18 protein-coding genes and 1 pseudogene are annotated in these 15,149 nt (G+C 58.8%); 11 read left to right on the top strand and 8 right to left on the bottom strand.

What is annotated here, in order from left to right:
* Positions 1-58 precede the first annotated feature (58 nt).
* Positions 59-191: pseudogene (locus tag AS136_RS28885) on the top strand (hypothetical protein).
* A complete protein-coding gene (dsdC, locus tag AS136_RS23440; RefSeq protein ID WP_023323412.1) occupies positions 191-1,114 on the top strand; it encodes a DNA-binding transcriptional regulator DsdC in 924 nt (307 codons plus the stop codon). Before AS136_RS28885 ends, dsdC begins: the two are co-directional and overlap by 1 nt.
* A gap of 119 nt (positions 1,115-1,233) precedes the next feature.
* On the opposite strand, the gene emrD is transcribed toward dsdC, so the two are convergent.
* The 5 genes from emrD to AS136_RS28880 all read right to left on the bottom strand — a co-directional run bounded on the left by emrD (position 1,234) and on the right by AS136_RS28880 (position 4,774).
* Positions 1,234-2,418, bottom strand: coding sequence for a multidrug efflux MFS transporter EmrD (gene emrD / locus AS136_RS23435; protein WP_012540264.1), 1,185 nt, complete (start codon positions 2,416-2,418; stop codon positions 1,234-1,236).
* A gap of 175 nt (positions 2,419-2,593) precedes the next feature.
* Positions 2,594-3,427, bottom strand: a complete 834-nt coding sequence (locus tag AS136_RS23430; protein WP_008806761.1) for a DMT family transporter — start codon at positions 3,425-3,427, stop codon at positions 2,594-2,596.
* A gap of 69 nt (positions 3,428-3,496) precedes the next feature.
* Positions 3,497-3,943 carry a GNAT family N-acetyltransferase gene (locus tag AS136_RS23425; protein WP_012540266.1) on the bottom strand — a complete coding sequence of 149 codons (447 nt, stop codon included), beginning with the start codon at positions 3,941-3,943 and terminating at the stop codon, positions 3,497-3,499.
* 90 nt (positions 3,944-4,033) lie between these two features.
* Entirely contained in the window at positions 4,034-4,153 is a 120-nt protein-coding gene (gene tisB, locus AS136_RS23420) for a type I toxin-antitoxin system toxin TisB (protein WP_004145059.1), read from the bottom strand.
* A gap of 453 nt (positions 4,154-4,606) precedes the next feature.
* Complete coding sequence (locus tag AS136_RS28880) at positions 4,607-4,774, bottom strand: hypothetical protein (protein ID WP_162550490.1); 168 nt, start codon at positions 4,772-4,774, stop codon at positions 4,607-4,609.
* A gap of 12 nt (positions 4,775-4,786) precedes the next feature.
* Here AS136_RS28880 and ivbL point away from each other — a divergent pair, with 12 nt between their 5' ends.
* The 8 genes from ivbL (at position 4,787) to AS136_RS23385 (ending at position 12,677) form a co-directional block, all read left to right on the top strand.
* Positions 4,787-4,882: an ilvB operon leader peptide IvbL gene (gene ivbL / locus AS136_RS27465; protein WP_002923286.1), complete on the top strand. Its 96-nt coding sequence runs from the start codon at positions 4,787-4,789 to the stop codon at positions 4,880-4,882.
* Between the two features lie 104 nt (positions 4,883-4,986).
* Positions 4,987-6,675: an acetolactate synthase large subunit gene (gene ilvB, locus AS136_RS23415; RefSeq protein ID WP_023323411.1), complete on the top strand. Its 1,689-nt coding sequence runs from the start codon at positions 4,987-4,989 to the stop codon at positions 6,673-6,675.
* Positions 6,676-6,678: 3 nt separating this feature from the next.
* Positions 6,679-6,966 (top strand): acetolactate synthase small subunit, encoded by a 288-nt coding sequence (ilvN, locus tag AS136_RS23410; protein ID WP_002923283.1) that lies wholly within the window; start codon positions 6,679-6,681, stop codon positions 6,964-6,966.
* Between the two features lie 152 nt (positions 6,967-7,118).
* A complete protein-coding gene (uhpA, locus tag AS136_RS23405; RefSeq protein WP_002923282.1) occupies positions 7,119-7,712 on the top strand; it encodes a transcriptional regulator UhpA in 594 nt (197 codons plus the stop codon).
* 17 nt (positions 7,713-7,729) lie between these two features.
* Positions 7,730-9,211 carry a signal transduction histidine-protein kinase/phosphatase UhpB gene (uhpB, locus tag AS136_RS23400; protein WP_162823418.1) on the top strand — a complete coding sequence of 494 codons (1,482 nt, stop codon included), beginning with the start codon at positions 7,730-7,732 and terminating at the stop codon, positions 9,209-9,211.
* An 11-nt stretch (positions 9,212-9,222) separates the two neighbouring features.
* Entirely contained in the window at positions 9,223-10,551 is a 1,329-nt protein-coding gene (gene uhpC, locus AS136_RS23395) for an MFS transporter (RefSeq protein ID WP_012967017.1), read from the top strand.
* A gap of 145 nt (positions 10,552-10,696) precedes the next feature.
* Complete coding sequence (gene uhpT / locus AS136_RS23390) at positions 10,697-12,088, top strand: hexose-6-phosphate:phosphate antiporter (protein WP_004202242.1); 1,392 nt, start codon at positions 10,697-10,699, stop codon at positions 12,086-12,088.
* 136 nt (positions 12,089-12,224) lie between these two features.
* The gene (locus tag AS136_RS23385; RefSeq protein WP_023323410.1) at positions 12,225-12,677 is read left to right on the top strand and encodes a DUF1198 domain-containing protein; all 453 of its coding nucleotides are present in this window, start codon (positions 12,225-12,227) and stop codon (positions 12,675-12,677) included.
* Positions 12,678-12,767: 90 nt separating this feature from the next.
* Here AS136_RS23385 and AS136_RS23380 read toward each other — a convergent pair whose 3' ends face one another.
* Positions 12,768-13,091 (bottom strand): helix-turn-helix domain-containing protein, encoded by a 324-nt coding sequence (locus AS136_RS23380; RefSeq protein WP_004173862.1) that lies wholly within the window; start codon positions 13,089-13,091, stop codon positions 12,768-12,770.
* Complete coding sequence (locus tag AS136_RS23375; protein ID WP_023323409.1) at positions 13,075-13,434, bottom strand: type II toxin-antitoxin system RelE/ParE family toxin; 360 nt, start codon at positions 13,432-13,434, stop codon at positions 13,075-13,077. Before AS136_RS23375 ends, AS136_RS23380 begins: the two co-directional genes overlap by 17 nt.
* A 211-nt stretch (positions 13,435-13,645) precedes the next feature.
* Between AS136_RS23375 and nepI the strand changes: the two genes are divergently transcribed.
* Positions 13,646-14,839 carry a purine ribonucleoside efflux pump NepI gene (gene nepI, locus AS136_RS23370; protein WP_023323408.1) on the top strand — a complete coding sequence of 398 codons (1,194 nt, stop codon included), beginning with the start codon at positions 13,646-13,648 and terminating at the stop codon, positions 14,837-14,839.
* Positions 14,840-15,003: 164 nt separating this feature from the next.
* On the opposite strand, the gene AS136_RS27970 is transcribed toward nepI, so the two are convergent.
* Positions 15,004-15,149, bottom strand: a 146-nt coding sequence (locus AS136_RS27970) for a carbohydrate porin (RefSeq protein ID WP_004197261.1), incomplete at its 5' end; no start/stop codon positions are given.

Below are 15,149 nucleotides of genomic sequence, written 5' to 3'. Positions count from 1 at the left end.
GAACAGAAACTCGGCATGGGCTGACAAACGATATAAATGGCCTTTCAGGTGAGCCAAATTGAATCAAAAAGGTGATTTAGCTCTAAAAGCGACCTATGAATATGCTATGGGTCAAATTAATTCATCCTTGAGCGGAAGTTTTGGCGTTATTTTTTTATCATCCAGATCCCTTTTTTGCCAGGAGCGCATAATGGATTTACTCAAAACCTTAGGTACCCGGTTGCTCAACGGCTGGCAACTCTCCAGGTTGTCGACGTTTGAGGTGGCGGCGCGGCACGAGTCGTTCGCCCTGGCCGCAGACGAGCTTGCGCTCACCCCAAGCGCCGTCAGTCACCGGATTAATCAGCTGGAAGAGGAGCTGGGGATCCAGCTCTTTGTCCGCTCGCACCGCAAAGTGGAGCTGACGCGAGAAGGGAAGCGCGTTTACTGGGCGCTGAAGTCGTCGCTGGATGGCCTCAATCAGGAGATTCTGGACATCAAAAACCAGGAGCTCTCTGGCAGCCTGACGGTCTATTCGCGCCCGTCGATAGCCCAATGCTGGCTGGTGCCGGCGCTGGGGGATTTCACTCACCGCTACCCGGCCATCTCGCTGACTGTGCTGACCGGCAACGATAACGTCAACCTGCAGCGGGCGGGTATCGATCTGGCAATCTATTTTGATGATGCGCCGTCGTCGCAGCTGAGCCATCATTTTCTGATGGATGAGGCGATCGTGCCGGTATGTACGCCGAATTACGCCCGCCAGCTGCAGTTAACGTCAAATCCTGCCAATCTGCGCCACTGTACGCTGCTTCACGATCGCCAGGCATGGAGCAATGATTCCGGCACCGATGAATGGTTCAGTTGGGCACAGCAATTTGGAATTGAATTGCCGCAATCGTCGGGCATTGGCTTCGATCGTTCTGATTTAGCGGTGATTGCGGCGATGAATCATGTGGGGGTAGCGATGGGGCGTAAACGGCTGGTGCAGAAGCGGCTGGAGAGCGGCGAGCTGATTGCGCCTTTTGGCGACATGACGCTGAAATGCCATCAGCATTATTACGTGACGACCCTGCCGGGCCGTCAGTGGCCGAAAATCGACGCCTTTATCGAGTGGCTGCATAGCCTGACCTGAAAAGAGGTGAGCAACGGCTCGGTGCCTGATAATCGCCCGGCGGCGCTGCGCTTGCGCGGGCCTACAGTCCGGTAGCCCGGATAAGGCGTCAGCCGCCATCCGGGGAACGACCGCCGCGCTTATACCGGCTGCTGATGGTGGGTGAAGCGCGAGGCCAGCGGCAGCCAGCACAGCAGAATCAACAGGCCCATCAGCATCATCAGCAGGCCGAGGCTGCCCTGACCGGTTTGCGGCATCATCGCCGACAGCCAGGCCAGCACGCCGGAGCCGATATTCTGCAAGCCGCCCACCAGGGCCCCGGCGGTACCGGCGAGAAACGGGAACGGCTCCATCGCGCCGCTGGTGGCCAGCGGGAATAACATCCCGGCGCCGAAGAAGAACAGCGCCGCCGGCACCAGCAGGGTCCAGACGGTCATGATGCCCAGCAGTCCAGGGATCCACATCATCAAACCTGCCAGCAGGCAGCAGATCACCGACTGCCACATCAGCGTCGGGAAACGCTTGTTCGGCCGGCCGGCAAACCACGCGCCGAAGAACGCCGCCGGGATCGGCAGAATAAACAGAATACTCACCGCCATGCTGCTCAGGCCGAGCACCGCGCCCATCAGCACCCCGGAACAGGCTTCGAACACCGCAATCCCGGCCAGGCCGCCGATCAGCATCAGCAGATAGCAGTTAAACGCCCCGGTACCGAACAGCGTTTTGTAGCTGGTCAGGAGTTTGGTGCGTGGCGCCCCTTCCGGGCGCGTTTCCGGCATCCACTTCGCCATGCTGAAGGTCACGCCCGCGCACAGCACCAGCAAGAAGGCGTAGCAGGCGCGCCAGCTCCACAGGGTGTCGAGGATGCCGCCGAGCAGCGGCGCAATCAGCGGGCTGACCAGAATACCCATATTTAACAGGCTATTGGCATGACGCAGCTGCGCGCCTTCGTACAGGTCGCGGGGCAGGGTGCGCGCCATCACGCCGCCGACCCCCGTACCCATCCCTTGCATGGCGCTGGCGGCGATCAGCACCGGCAGGCTATGGGTGGTAATAGCTACCAGCGTCGCCAGCATAAAAATCGACATCCCGACGAGGATCACCGGACGGCGGCCCACGCGGTCGGAGAGCGGGCCGTAGAACAGCTGTGAAATACCGTAGGTCAGCAGATAGGCCGCCATCACGCTTTGTACCGCCCCTTCGCGGACGTTCAGCGCGACCGCCATGTCGGCAATAGCCGGAATATAAATGGTCTGCGCCATCTGGCCGACGGCCACCAGCAGTACCAGCATCAACAACAAATTGAAGTTCTTATGCCGTTTCATGTCGATGAATACTTTGCGAGTAAAGAGAAATAAAGAATATGTGACTGGCACATCCCGTAAACGATGGAGGAATCTACCATATTAAAATGACAGGACAACTGCAAAGCGCCGATTGTTGAGGGAATTCCAGGCAGATTATGTAAACAGGAACGGCAACTAATGTTGCCATTTCAGGCTACGCCAGGCGCAGGAGGATCGCCCCGGCGGCAATCCCGCAGGCGGCCACGATGCGCAGCGGCATCAGTTGTTCTTTCAGAACGATAAAGGCGATCAGCGCGCCGAACAGAATGGAGGTTTCACGTAGCGCGGCGACCACCGCCAGCGGGGCCTGGGTCATCGCCCATAGCGCCAGGCCGTAGGAGCCCATGGTGCCGACACCGCCGAGGATGCCCTTTTTCCAGTGCTGACGTAAATAACGACTGGCCTCTCGCCGTCGCGCCACCATGGCCCAGCACAGCAGGCAGAAACCGTTCATAAAAAAGGTCCACAGGGTGTAGCCTAGCGCCGAGCCCGCCAGCCGGACGCCGGTGCCGTCCACCAGTGTATATCCCGCGATAAAGCAGGCGTTGATGAGCGCCAGCACGATGCCTTTGCGGGAGCTGACGCGGCCGTGAAAGGCCATCGCCAGAATCGCCAGGCAGATAACGCCGATGCCCAGCCAGGCCAGCGGCGATAAGCGATCGCCGAGAAATATCACGCTGATAGCCGCGACCAGCAGCGGCGCGGTGCCGCGCATCAGCGGATAGGTCTGGCTCATATCCGACACCTGATAGGTCTTCGCCACCAGCACCGTATACACCACCTGTAATGCGCACGACGCCAGCAGATAGGGGGCGCTGGCAAGCGCGGGCTGCGGGGCAAAGGGCAGCATCACCAGGGCGATCAGCGCGGCCGAACCGCTGACGCCGATCGCCGCGTACATTTTATCGCCGCTGGCTTTGACGATAGCGTTCCAGCTGGCGTGCAGCAGGGCGGCGAACAGCAAAATGCAGAATACGGTGAGGGTCATCGCAGACAGGTTCAACAGTGAAGGTCACAGGAATGTAACACGCGCGCGCGCTGCCTGCCAGCGGGGGGGTTAAAGCGAACAAAACAGGCGATGTGTCACCCGCGGTTCATCGTACACCGGGCGAAAACCAAGCCTTTCATAAAAGGGCCAGGCCTGCGCCGGGGCATGGGTGTTAAGAAAATCGAACCAGGCGCTGGAGTGGGTAATGACCGAGACCAGCAGCTGCTGGCCGATGCCCCGGCGACGGTAACGTTCGCTAATGTAGAGATGGCGAATGCGCCCAACCCGCGGCTGCGGACTGAAGGGATCGCTATTGATGCCGCATACCCCTACCAGCTGGTGGTTGACGAAGGCGCCCAGCAGCGTTTCGCCCGGCGCGTTAAAGCGGTTTTTGCCGCTCTGCCAGTTTTCCGCCAGGCGGCGCAGCATGTTGAAATGCTGTTCAAGGCTTTCAGTGCGCAGCGCAACGAACCCCGGATCGTCCGGCGTTGTGGCGGCAATTAACAGGGGTGGCATAGTTTCCTCCATCAAGTCATCCCGGGACGCCCGGCGGGCGCCTGCAGGGGGGCGGTTTCCCGCCCCCCTCAGGTGCGACTTGAACCTGAATCAGCGGAACTGTTTCAGGACTGCATCAAGTAGTTGCAACACAGCAACCATGAGTTTCAGGATTAAAATAATAATATCCATTCCGCCCATACGCGCGTCTCCTGTGGTTAAGGAGCACAATAAGCTGACGTACCTTTCCGCTGCCCGTTGCCAGCTTATCCCTGCCTGTCGCCGGCGGCGTCTGCCCTGGCCGATAGTTCATCCTTTCCATGAACGGCTTCCCGGCCCGCCGCCTGCAACGACAGGGGTGCGCAGCGCTGAGCCACGCGTTGCCGCGCGGGCCAGTGACTGCACGTTGTTGACGTAACACAGTGTGCTCTCTCGGGGTTAAGGCACTGACGGCACCACCCGTTTCAGCCAGGACTTCGTTGCGCCGGTCAAACTTGCGGCCCCCGAATGGCACAAAGTGAACACACCCAGTATAGATAAATACTGTATGGATGAACAGTATTTTTTTGGACAAATACGCCCCTCTCATCCATACTCTATGACAGAGAAAAACCGACCTTAAATTGCGCGAACTGCAGCGATCGCGTATACTTTTGGCGTTGACGTAATACAGTGTGCTTGCGGCTACCACCTGTAACCATGCTGATAAAAACCTCGCTCCGGCGGGGTTTTTTGTTTTCTGCCCTTTTGCGCCGAATTGTGATCTTTCACGCAAATTATCGTGGATGAAAATAAATCCATTGTGAAATCGCAAAACCTGTGTTTGTATAAATTCAGCTTATTTTTCGACACAACAGGTCCCTAATGAACGCAACCCTGATCGCTTCGACCCTACTAAAAACCGCGCCAGCCGCGGTGGTCGTCGTGTCTGTGGTGGTCGTCGTCGGCAACGCGCCGTAGGGTCCGGAACAACACGAATTCCAAACCCCGCCGGCGCAAACCGAGCGGGGTTTTTTGTTGGCGAGCCCCCCGGTAAAGTCGGCCCAGAATAAAAGGACTGGAGCATGGCAAGTTCGGGCACCACATCAAACACAATGCGCTTTACCGGCGCGCAGCTGGTTGTTCATTTACTGGAACGCCAGGGCATCACTATGGTCAGCGGCATCCCGGGCGGTTCTATCCTGCCTATCTACGATGCCTTAAGCCAAAGCACGCAGATCCGCCACATCCTGGCGCGCCACGAGCAGGGCGCGGGGTTTATCGCTCAGGGGATGGCGCGAACCGAAGGTAAACCCGCAGTCTGTATGGCCTGTAGCGGCCCTGGCGCCACCAACCTGATTACCGCCATCGCCGATGCCCGCCTCGATTCAATTCCGCTGGTGTGCATCACCGGCCAGGTGCCGGCCTCCATGATCGGCACCGACGCTTTCCAGGAAGTGGACACCTACGGCATCTCTATCCCCATCACCAAGCATAACTACCTGGTGCGCGACATCGCCGAGCTGCCGCAGGTGATCAGCGACGCCTTCCGTATTGCCCAGTCCGGGCGTCCCGGGCCGGTGTGGATAGACATTCCTAAGGACGTACAGGCGGCCACTATTGAACTGGAGACCTTGCCAGAACCGGGCGAGCGCGCCCCGGCACCGGCATTCGCCCCTGAAAGTGTGCGTGAGGCGGCGGCGATGATCAACGCGGCGAAGCGTCCGGTACTGTATCTGGGCGGCGGGGTGATTAACGCGCCGCAGCCGATTCGTCAGCTGGCGGAAAAAGCCAACCTGCCGACCACCATGACCTTGATGGCGCTGGGGATGCTGCCGAAGGCGCATCCGTTGTCGCTGGGGATGCTGGGCATGCACGGCGCGCGCAGCACCAACTTTATTCTGCAGGAAGCGGATTTACTGATTGTTTTAGGCGCGCGTTTTGATGACCGGGCGATTGGCAAGACCGAGCAGTTCTGCCCGAACGCGAAGATTATCCACGTCGATATCGACCGCTCTGAGCTGGGTAAAATCAAGCAACCGCACGTCGCGATTCAGGGCGATGTGGCGGAAGTCTTAGCCCAGCTCACCCCGCAGATTGAGGCGCAGCCGCGCGACGAGTGGCGCCAGCTGGTGGCCGATTTGCAGCGTGAATTCCCCTGCGCCATCCCGCAGGAAAGCGACCCGCTCTCCCATTACGGCCTGATTAACGCCGTGGCCGCCTGCGTTGACGATGAGGCGATCATCACCACCGATGTGGGTCAGCATCAGATGTGGACAGCGCAGGCCTACCCGCTCAACCGTCCGCGCCAGTGGCTGACTTCCGGCGGCCTCGGCACCATGGGCTTCGGCCTGCCGGCGGCCATCGGCGCGGCGCTGGCGAATCCGCAGCGCAAGGTTATCTGCTTCTCCGGCGACGGCAGCCTGATGATGAATATTCAGGAGATGGCCACCGCCGCCGAAAATCAGCTGGATGTCAAAATTATCCTGCTGAACAACGAAGCGCTGGGGCTGGTGCACCAGCAGCAGAGCCTGTTCTATCAGCAGGGCGTGTTCGCCGCCACCTATCCGGGGATGATTAACTTTATGCAGATTGCCGCCGGTTTTGGCCTGCAAACCTGTGATTTAAATAACGAAGCCGATCCGCAGGCGGCGCTGCAGGCGATTATCGACCGTCCGGGGCCGGCGTTGATCCACGTGCGTATCGACGCGCAGCAGAAAGTGTATCCGATGGTACCGCCGGGTGCGGCCAATACTGAAATGGTGGGGGAATAAGCCATGCAAAAACAATGTGATAACGTCATTCTGGAACTCACCGTCCGTAACCATCCCGGCGTCATGACCCACGTTTGCGGGCTATTTGCCCGTCGGGCGTTTAACGTCGAAGGCATTCTCTGTCTGCCAATTCAGGGCAGCGAACACAGCCGCATCTGGCTGCTGGTAAATGATGACCAGCGATTGGGGCAGATGATTAGCCAGATTGAAAAGCTGGAAGATGTCACCAAAGTGGCGCGTAACCAGTCCGATCCCACCATGTTTAACAAAATTGCGGTGTTCTTCGAGTAAATCGCGCAAGGCTTGAACGGTAAGGTGCTTATGGTTAAGGTAAGCGCCTTTGCCGGATGGCGCTGCGCTTATCCGGCCTACAGGGAGTGGATCCGTAGGCCGGATAAGGCGTTTACGCCGCCATCCGGCGCTTTCAGGCACCAGGAAACACCATGACTACCATCGCCCTTATTGACGATCATTTGATTGTCCGCTCCGGTTTTGCTCAGCTACTGGGGCTGGAAGCTGATTTTCAGGTTGTCGCTGAATTTGGTAGCGGCCGCGAGGCGCTGACAGGGCTACCGGGGCGCGGCGTACAGGTCTGTATCTGCGATATCTCCATGCCAGATATTTCCGGGCTGGAGCTGCTCAGCCAGCTGCCGAAGGGGATGGCGACCATCATGCTGTCGGTACACGACAGCCCGGCGCTGATCGAGCAGGCGCTGAACGCCGGCGCGCGCGGCTTCCTGTCGAAACGCTGCAGCCCGGATGAACTGATTGCCGCGGTCCGCACGGTGGCGGCGGGTGGTTGCTATCTCACGCCGGATATCGCCATGAAGCTGGCCGCCGGGCGCCAGGATCCGCTCACCAAACGCGAACGCCAGGTGGCGGAAAAGCTAGCGCAGGGCATGGCGGTGAAAGAGATTGCCGCCGAGCTCGGCCTGTCGCCGAAAACCGTTCACGTTCACCGCGCCAACCTGCTGGAAAAACTGGGCGTCAGCAACGACGTTGAGCTGGCGCGCCGCATGTTCGATAGCTGGCAATGAAGGCTGTCGTCTCACGATTGCTGTCGGTGATCGGCTGCGCCTTTATCTTCTCCGCAGCCTGGTTCTGCCTGTGGAGCATCAGTCTGCATCTGGTGGAGCGTGCGGATTTAGCGGTGCTGCTGTTTCCCTTTGGCCTGCGTTTAGGGCTGATGCTGCAATGCCCGCGTGGCTACTGGCCGGTGCTGCTGGGAGCCGAGTGGCTGCTTATCTTCTGGCTGGCGCAGGAAGTGGCGCTGGCGCACCCGATAATTTTGATGACCGGAAGTCTGCTGACCCTGCTGCCGGTGGCGTTGATCTCTCGCTATCGCCATCAGCGCGACTGGCTGACGCTGCTGCGCCAGGGCGGGGCGCTGATCGCCGCCTCGCTGCTGCAATCGCTGTCGTGGCTGGCGCAAGGGAGCGAAGGATTGACCGCCCTGCTGTTAACGCTAACCGGCGGCCTGACGCTGGCGCCGACCTGCCTGGTTATCTGGCACTATCTTACCAGTACCGTCTGGCGGCCACTGGGGCCCGCGCTGGTCTCGCAGCCGATTAACTGGCGCGGCCGGCATCTGATCTGGTACCTGCTGTTATTCACCATTAGCCTGTGGCTGCAGCTTGGGCTGCCCGCCGAGCTCTCCCGCTTTACCCCGTTTTGCCTCGCGCTGCCGATTATCGCTCTCGCCTGGCACTACGGCTGGCAGGGGGCGCTGATCGCCACCCTGATGAACGCGATTGCGCTGATTGCCAGCCAGACCTGGCACGATCACCCGGTCGATCTATTGCTTTCGCTGCTGGCGCAGAGCCTCACCGGGCTGCTGCTGGGCGCGGGGATCCAGCGATTGCGCGAGCTTAACCTGTCGCTACAGAACGAGCTGGCGCGAAATCGGCGGCTGGCGGAACGTCTGCTGGAAACGGAAGAGAGCGTGCGGCGTGACGTGGCGCGCGAGCTCCATGATGATATCGGCCAGACGATCACGGCAATTCGCACCCAGGCGGGGATCGTGCAGCGTCTGGCGCCAAACAACGCCAGCGTACGGCAGAGCGGCCAGCTGATAGAACAGCTGTCGCTGGGGGTGTACGACTCGGTGCGCCGCCTGCTTGGTCGTCTGCGTCCGCGCCAGCTTGACGATCTGCCGCTTGAACAGGCGGTACGTTCGTTGATGCGCGAGATGGAGCTGGAGGACCGCGGCATTGTCAGCCATCTCGACTGGCGGATTAACGAGGCGGGACTGAGCGAGAACCAGCGTGTGACGCTGTTTCGCGTTTGCCAGGAGGGGCTGAATAATATCGTCAAGCACGCCAGCGCCAGCGCTGTTACCCTGCAGGGCTGGCAGCAGGATGAGCGACTAATGCTGGTGCTGGAAGATGACGGTTGCGGCCTGCCGCCGGGGTCGAATCTGCAGGGGTTCGGCCTGACCGGCATGCGCGAACGTGTGACCGCGCTGGGCGGTACGTTAACTATCTCCTGCACACACGGTACCCGCGTGTGCGTCAATCTACCGCTGCGTTACGCCTGAGAGGAGCGCCGATGTTTGCCTTTTTAAAAGCGCCGCCGGACGCCGCGCCAGTTAGCGATAAACGCGAGCTGGACGAGCGTTATCGTTACTGGCGTCGACATATTCTGCTCACTATCTGGCTTGGCTACGCGCTGTTTTATTTCACCCGCAAAAGCTTTAATGCCGCGGTGCCTGAAATTCTCGCCAGCAACGTCCTGACCCGCAGCGATATCGGCCTGCTGGCCACGCTGTTTTACATCACTTACGGGCTGTCGAAATTTTTCTCCGGTATCGTCAGCGACCGCTCCGACGCCCGCTATTTTATGGGGCTGGGGCTTATCGCTACCGGGGTGGTGAATATTCTGTTCGGTTTTTCCACCTCGCTGTGGGCTTTCGCGCTGCTGTGGGCGCTGAATGCCTTCTTCCAGGGCTGGGGCTCGCCGGTCTGCGCCCGGCTGCTGACGGCCTGGTATTCGCGGACCGAACGCGGCGGCTGGTGGGCGCTATGGAATACCGCGCATAACGTCGGCGGCGCGCTGATCCCGATGGTGGTGGGGGCGGCGGCGCTGCATTACGGCTGGCGTGCGGGGATGACGATTGCCGGCTGTCTGGCGATCCTCGCCGGACTGTATCTGTGCTGGCGGCTGCGCGATCGCCCGCAGGCGGTGGGGTTACCCGCCGTGGGCGACTGGCGTCACGATGCGCTGGAAATCGCCCAGCAGCAGGAAGGTGCCGGGCTGACGCGCAAAGCGATCCTGACCCGCTACGTGCTGGCCAATCCCTATATCTGGCTGCTGTCGCTGTGCTATGTGCTGGTGTACGTGGTGCGGGCGGCGATTAACGACTGGGGTAATCTGTATATGTCGGAGACGCTCGGCGTCGATCTGGTGACCGCTAACTCGGCGGTGACCATGTTTGAGCTGGGCGGTTTTATCGGCGCGCTGGTGGCGGGCTGGGGCTCGGATAAGCTGTTTAACGGCAACCGTGGGCCAATGAACCTGATCTTCGCCGCCGGAATTTTGCTGTCGGTTGGCGGCCTGTGGCTGATGCCGTTCGCCAGCTATGTGATGCAGGCGGCCTGCTTCTTCACCACCGGGTTCTTCGTCTTCGGCCCGCAGATGCTGATCGGCATGGCGGCGGCGGAATGTTCGCATAAAGAAGCCGCCGGGGCGGCAACCGGGTTTGTCGGCCTGTTCGCTTATCTTGGCGCCTCGCTTTCCGGCTGGCCGCTGGCGCAGGTGATGGATATCTGGCACTGGACCGGATTCTTCGTGGTGATTGCGATTGCCGCCGGCATTTCCGCGCTGCTGCTGCTGCCGTTTTTAAACGCGCAGGCGCCGCGTACCGCCAGCGAAGCGTGATGTAGTTCACCCTTTGGCCGCGAACGGGGCAAAACTAAGAAATTTTCTTGGTTTCACCTGGACGTCGTCTCAGGCCAGACGGCGCGCGGGTTCTTACAATGCCTGGTTATGACGCAGGCATAAAAAATCAGCTCAGGAGATACCCATGCTGGCCTTTCTGAATCAGGTGCGCAAGCCGACCCTGGATCTGCCGCTCGATGTGCGGCGCAAAATGTGGTTCAAACCTTTCATGCAGTCCTATCTGGTGGTCTTCATCGGCTACCTGACCATGTACCTGATCCGCAAGAACTTTAACATCGCGCAGAACGACATGATCTCCACCTATGGGTTGAGCATGACGCAGCTGGGGATGATTGGCCTGGGCTTTTCCATCACCTACGGCGTGGGCAAGACGCTGGTCTCTTATTATGCCGACGGTAAAAATACCAAGCAGTTCCTGCCGTTTATGCTGATCCTCTCCGCCATCTGTATGCTGGGCTTTAGCGCCAGCATGGGGGCGGGTTCAACCAGCCTGTTCCTGATGATCGCCTTCTATGCGCTGAGCGGCTTCTTCCAGAGCACCGGCGGCTCGTGCAGCTATTCCACCATCACCAAGTGGACGCCCAGACGCAAACGCGGCACCTTCCTCGGCTTCTGGAATATCTCCCACAACCTCGGCGGCGCGGGCGCGGCGGGCGTGGCGTTGTTTGGCGCCAACTATCTGTTCGACGGCCATGTGATCGGCATGTTTATCTTCCCGTCGATTATTGCGCTGATCGTCGGCTTTATTGGCCTGCGCTACGGTAGCGACTCGCCGGAATCCTATGGCCTCGGCACGGCGGAAGAGCTGTTTGGCGAAGCGATCAGCGAAGAGGACAAAGAGACCGAAGAAAATGCGATGACCAAGTGGCAGATCTTTGTTGAGTACGTGCTGAAAAACAAAGTGATCTGGCTGCTGTGCTTCTCCAACATCTTCCTCTACGTGGTGCGTATCGGTATCGATCAGTGGTCCACCGTGTACGCCTTCCAGGAGCTGAAGCTGTCTAAAGAGGTGGCGATTCAGGGCTTTACCCTGTTTGAGGTCGGCGCGCTGGTCGGCACGCTGCTGTGGGGCTGGTTGTCGGATCTGGCCAACGGCCGCCGCGCGCTGGTGGCTTGCATCGCGCTGGCGCTGATTATCGCCACCCTCGGGGTTTACCAACACGCCAGCAACCAGTACGTCTATCTGGCCTCGTTGTTTGCGCTGGGCTTCCTGGTGTTTGGTCCGCAGCTGCTGATCGGCGTCGCCGCTGTCGGCTTTGTGCCGAAAAAAGCGATCGGCGCCGCCGATGGAATCAAGGGCACTTTCGCCTATCTGATCGGCGATAGCTTCGCCAAGCTGGGTCTTGGGATGATCGCCGACGGCACGCCGGTCTTCGGCCTGACCGGCTGGGCCGGCACCTTTGCGGCGCTGGACGCCGCCGCCATCGGCTGTATCTGCCTGATGGCCATCGTGGCTATCTTTGAAGAGCGTAAAATTCGCCGCGAGAAAAAGAACCGTATTTTGCAGACTGCCTGATTCACCAGGTATTTGGTAACCTTGCCCGGCCAGTGCGCCGGGCTTTTTTATTTCTTGCGTAATATGCCAGGTCCGACAGTCGACAGCAGGCAAATTCCCATTATGATAGTCAGGCCGCGATTGGATGAGAGGATGCATGATCTGGATAGGACTGGCCACCCTGGTAGTGGTATTTGTTGTGGGATTTCGGGTGCTTACCTCTGATTCACGCCGCGCGATCCGCCGCCTGAGCGAACGCCTGGGCATTACGCCTGTTCCGCTGGAATCAATGATCGATCAGCTGGGAAAAACCGCCGGTAATGAGTTTTTGCGCTACCTGGAGCGGCCGAATGAAGCGCATCTGCAGAACGCCGCGCAGGTGCTGCTCATCTGGCAGGTCGCGATTGTCGATGCCAGCGAAAAAAACCTGCATTACTGGTATCGCCTGATGCAAAAAGCGCGATTAGCGGCGCCGATTACCGACGCGCAAATTCGTCTTGCGCAAGGGTTTCTGCGCGAGCTGGATCCGGATGCAAGCGATTTGCATAACCTACAGCAGCGCTATAACGATCTGTTTCTCCCGGAAGACGGCGTGCACTGGCTGCACTGATCTCATTGTTATCCGGCCTGTGGTTCAAAACCATATCTCCCTTACGTTCCTTGTAGGCCGGATAAGCGTAAGCGCCATCCGGCAGAATAACTACAGTAGGATTTTCAGGCCGTGTTTTTGTACGACGCTAAGCAATTTTAATGACATTCCGCTCGGTCGTTTAGCGCCAGTCTCCCATTTTTGCACGGTAGACACACTGGTATTCAGATAACGAGCGAACACGGGTTGGCTAACATTGAGTTGTTCACGTAGCGCTTTAATTTCAATGGGTTGAAGTGCGGCTACGCTACCGAGACATGATTCATCAAAATGGCGCATTGTTTCCTGTGGGATTGCGCCAACGCTGAATAGCCCCGACGCAGCGCTATGGATCGCTTCGAAAGCCGGGCTTTTGTATTTATTTTTTGCTGTCATCGCAAATCTCCACCAATTCTTTACTTTTAACTAAGGCCGTCGTTTTCTCTTCAGAGAGATTGGCATAGTGTTTTGCAAGCTCACGAAACCCCATTAATTCGCGATGGCTGATATTGGCCATATCCTGTTTGGCGTACAGAAAGACATAAAACCAATGCCCTGCGCTTTTGGTAAGGATGATTGCGCGATCGCGATTCTTGTTGAGTCGCTTTTTATAAACCCCTCCTCCTAAATCAACCACCTTGCCCTGAAGCACAGATTGAATTGCCTGATAGAGCTCGTCGTCGGAAATGCCATGAGAGCTAGCCTCTCTGGCAAACCATTTGGTTTTAAAGATACGCATTGCTGACATCCTGTCGTTAAAAGTATAGCACATGGTGCTATATTAAATTCTCCTGAGATTTGTAAAAGCGATAGCAAGCATCGTTTTTTTAAACATGCGAACAGCTACGCATCCTCTTATGAAAAGCGAGAAGAGTTGCGAAAACGTTAAATTCGTCACAAACAAAATGTTACACTGCGCGGCTTTCAGCCACTTTCTTCGCAGGTCACTCATGAGTCATTCAAATGAAGCCAAACCCCATGCACGCGAGCTGGTGCGACCAAACTGGTCGGCGGTTTTCGCGGTTGCTTTCTGCGTTGCCTGCCTGATTACCGTCGAATTTCTACCGGTCAGTCTGCTGACGCCGATGGCGCTGGATTTAGGCATCTCCGAAGGGATGGCCGGGCAGTCGGTGACGACGACGGCATTCGTAGCGATGTTCTCCAGCCTGTTTATCACCTCCATCATTGGCAAAACCGATCGCCGCTACGTGGTGATCCTGTTTTCGCTGCTGCTGACCCTTTCCTGCCTGCTGGTATCGTTTGCCGATAGCTTCACCCTGCTGCTGCTGGGACGAGCCTGTCTGGGCCTGGCGCTCGGCGGTTTCTGGGCGATGTCGGCCTCGCTGACCATGCGGCTGGTGCCGATGCGCGTGGTGCCGAAAGCGCTATCGATTATCTTCGGCGCGGTATCAATCGCGCTGGTGATCGCCGCCCCATTGGGCAGTTTCCTTGGCGGGCTTATCGGCTGGCGCAACGTCTTTAACGGCGCGGCGGTGATGGGCGTGCTGTGTACGCTCTGGGTGCTGAAAGCGCTGCCGTCGCTGCCCGGTGAATCGGCTTCTCAGCAGCAAAATATGTTTGGTCTGTTGAAGCGTCCGGGGGTGATGGCCGGGATGTGCGCCATTTTCATGGCCTTTGCCGGGCAGTTCGCCTTCTTTACCTATATACGTCCGGTGTACATGACCCTCGCCGGGTTTGATGTCGACGGCCTGACGCTGGTGCTGCTGAGCTTTGGTATCGCCAGCTTTATCGGCACCTCGCTCTCCTCGGTGCTTCTCAAGCGTTCGGTAAAAGCGGCGCTGGCGATCGCGCCACTGGTACTGACCGCCTGCGCGGTGGCGCTGGTGCTGTGGGGAGAAAGCAAAATCGTCGCCTCGACGGTGGCGATTATCTGGGGCTTCGCGTTTGCGCTGATCCCGGTTGGGTGGTCAACGTGGATCACCCGTTCGCTCTCCGATCAGGCGGAAAAAGCCGGGTCGATTCAGGTGGCGGTGATCCAGCTGGCCAACACCTGCGGCGCCGCGGTCGGCGGTATTGCGCTCGACCACTTAGGGCTGCTGTCGCCGCTGGTGTTGTCAGGAATATTAATGCTGTTTACCGGGTTGCTGGTGGCGACCAAAGTGAAGGTGAATCCACCCGCTTAAGGCCGCTCGCCTTTTGCCAGCCGGCACTACCGCGGGTACGGCGCCTGACCGCCCGGCGGCGCTGCGCTTGCCGGGCCTACGGGTGGTATCCCGCAGGCCTCCTCAGTCGTAGCCCGGCTAAGCGTAGCGCCAGCCGGGAACGCGCCTTCGACAACGCTATCGCATCAGAACCACGCCTCAAACATTCCACCGACGTTCAGTGAATCCAGCTGCTGGTCCTGGGTGCCGTTAACCTTCGCGGTATGCTCGTTGTCCACCTGACCGCCGGTCACATAGAAGCGCAGCATCGGACGGAACTCCGGCCCCATGC

The organism is Klebsiella sp. D5A (genome assembly GCF_001620885.1).
GTDB classification, from domain to species: Bacteria; Pseudomonadota; Gammaproteobacteria; order Enterobacterales; family Enterobacteriaceae; genus Klebsiella; species Klebsiella variicola.
This window is presented reverse-complemented; position numbering and strand designations above follow the sequence as displayed.

Coding starts and splice junctions, on each gene's coding strand:
- uhpT (WP_004202242.1), top strand. CDS start 10,697: ATGCTGGCCTTTCTGAATCAGGTGCGCAAGCCGACCCTGGATCTGCCG.
- AS136_RS23375 (WP_023323409.1), bottom strand. CDS start 13,434: ATGCGTATCTTTAAAACCAAATGGTTTGCCAGAGAGGCTAGCTCTCAT.
- AS136_RS23385 (WP_023323410.1), top strand. CDS start 12,225: ATGATCTGGATAGGACTGGCCACCCTGGTAGTGGTATTTGTTGTGGGA.
- ivbL (WP_002923286.1), top strand. CDS start 4,787: ATGAACGCAACCCTGATCGCTTCGACCCTACTAAAAACCGCGCCAGCC.
- ilvN (WP_002923283.1), top strand. CDS start 6,679: ATGCAAAAACAATGTGATAACGTCATTCTGGAACTCACCGTCCGTAAC.
- nepI (WP_023323408.1), top strand. CDS start 13,646: ATGAGTCATTCAAATGAAGCCAAACCCCATGCACGCGAGCTGGTGCGA.
- emrD (WP_012540264.1), bottom strand. CDS start 2,418: ATGAAACGGCATAAGAACTTCAATTTGTTGTTGATGCTGGTACTGCTG.
- AS136_RS23380 (WP_004173862.1), bottom strand. CDS start 13,091: ATGACAGCAAAAAATAAATACAAAAGCCCGGCTTTCGAAGCGATCCAT.
- AS136_RS23425 (WP_012540266.1), bottom strand. CDS start 3,943: ATGCCACCCCTGTTAATTGCCGCCACAACGCCGGACGATCCGGGGTTC.
- ilvB (WP_023323411.1), top strand. CDS start 4,987: ATGGCAAGTTCGGGCACCACATCAAACACAATGCGCTTTACCGGCGCG.
- dsdC (WP_023323412.1), top strand. CDS start 191: ATGGATTTACTCAAAACCTTAGGTACCCGGTTGCTCAACGGCTGGCAA.
- uhpA (WP_002923282.1), top strand. CDS start 7,119: ATGACTACCATCGCCCTTATTGACGATCATTTGATTGTCCGCTCCGGT.
- uhpC (WP_012967017.1), top strand. CDS start 9,223: ATGTTTGCCTTTTTAAAAGCGCCGCCGGACGCCGCGCCAGTTAGCGAT.
- AS136_RS23430 (WP_008806761.1), bottom strand. CDS start 3,427: ATGACCCTCACCGTATTCTGCATTTTGCTGTTCGCCGCCCTGCTGCAC.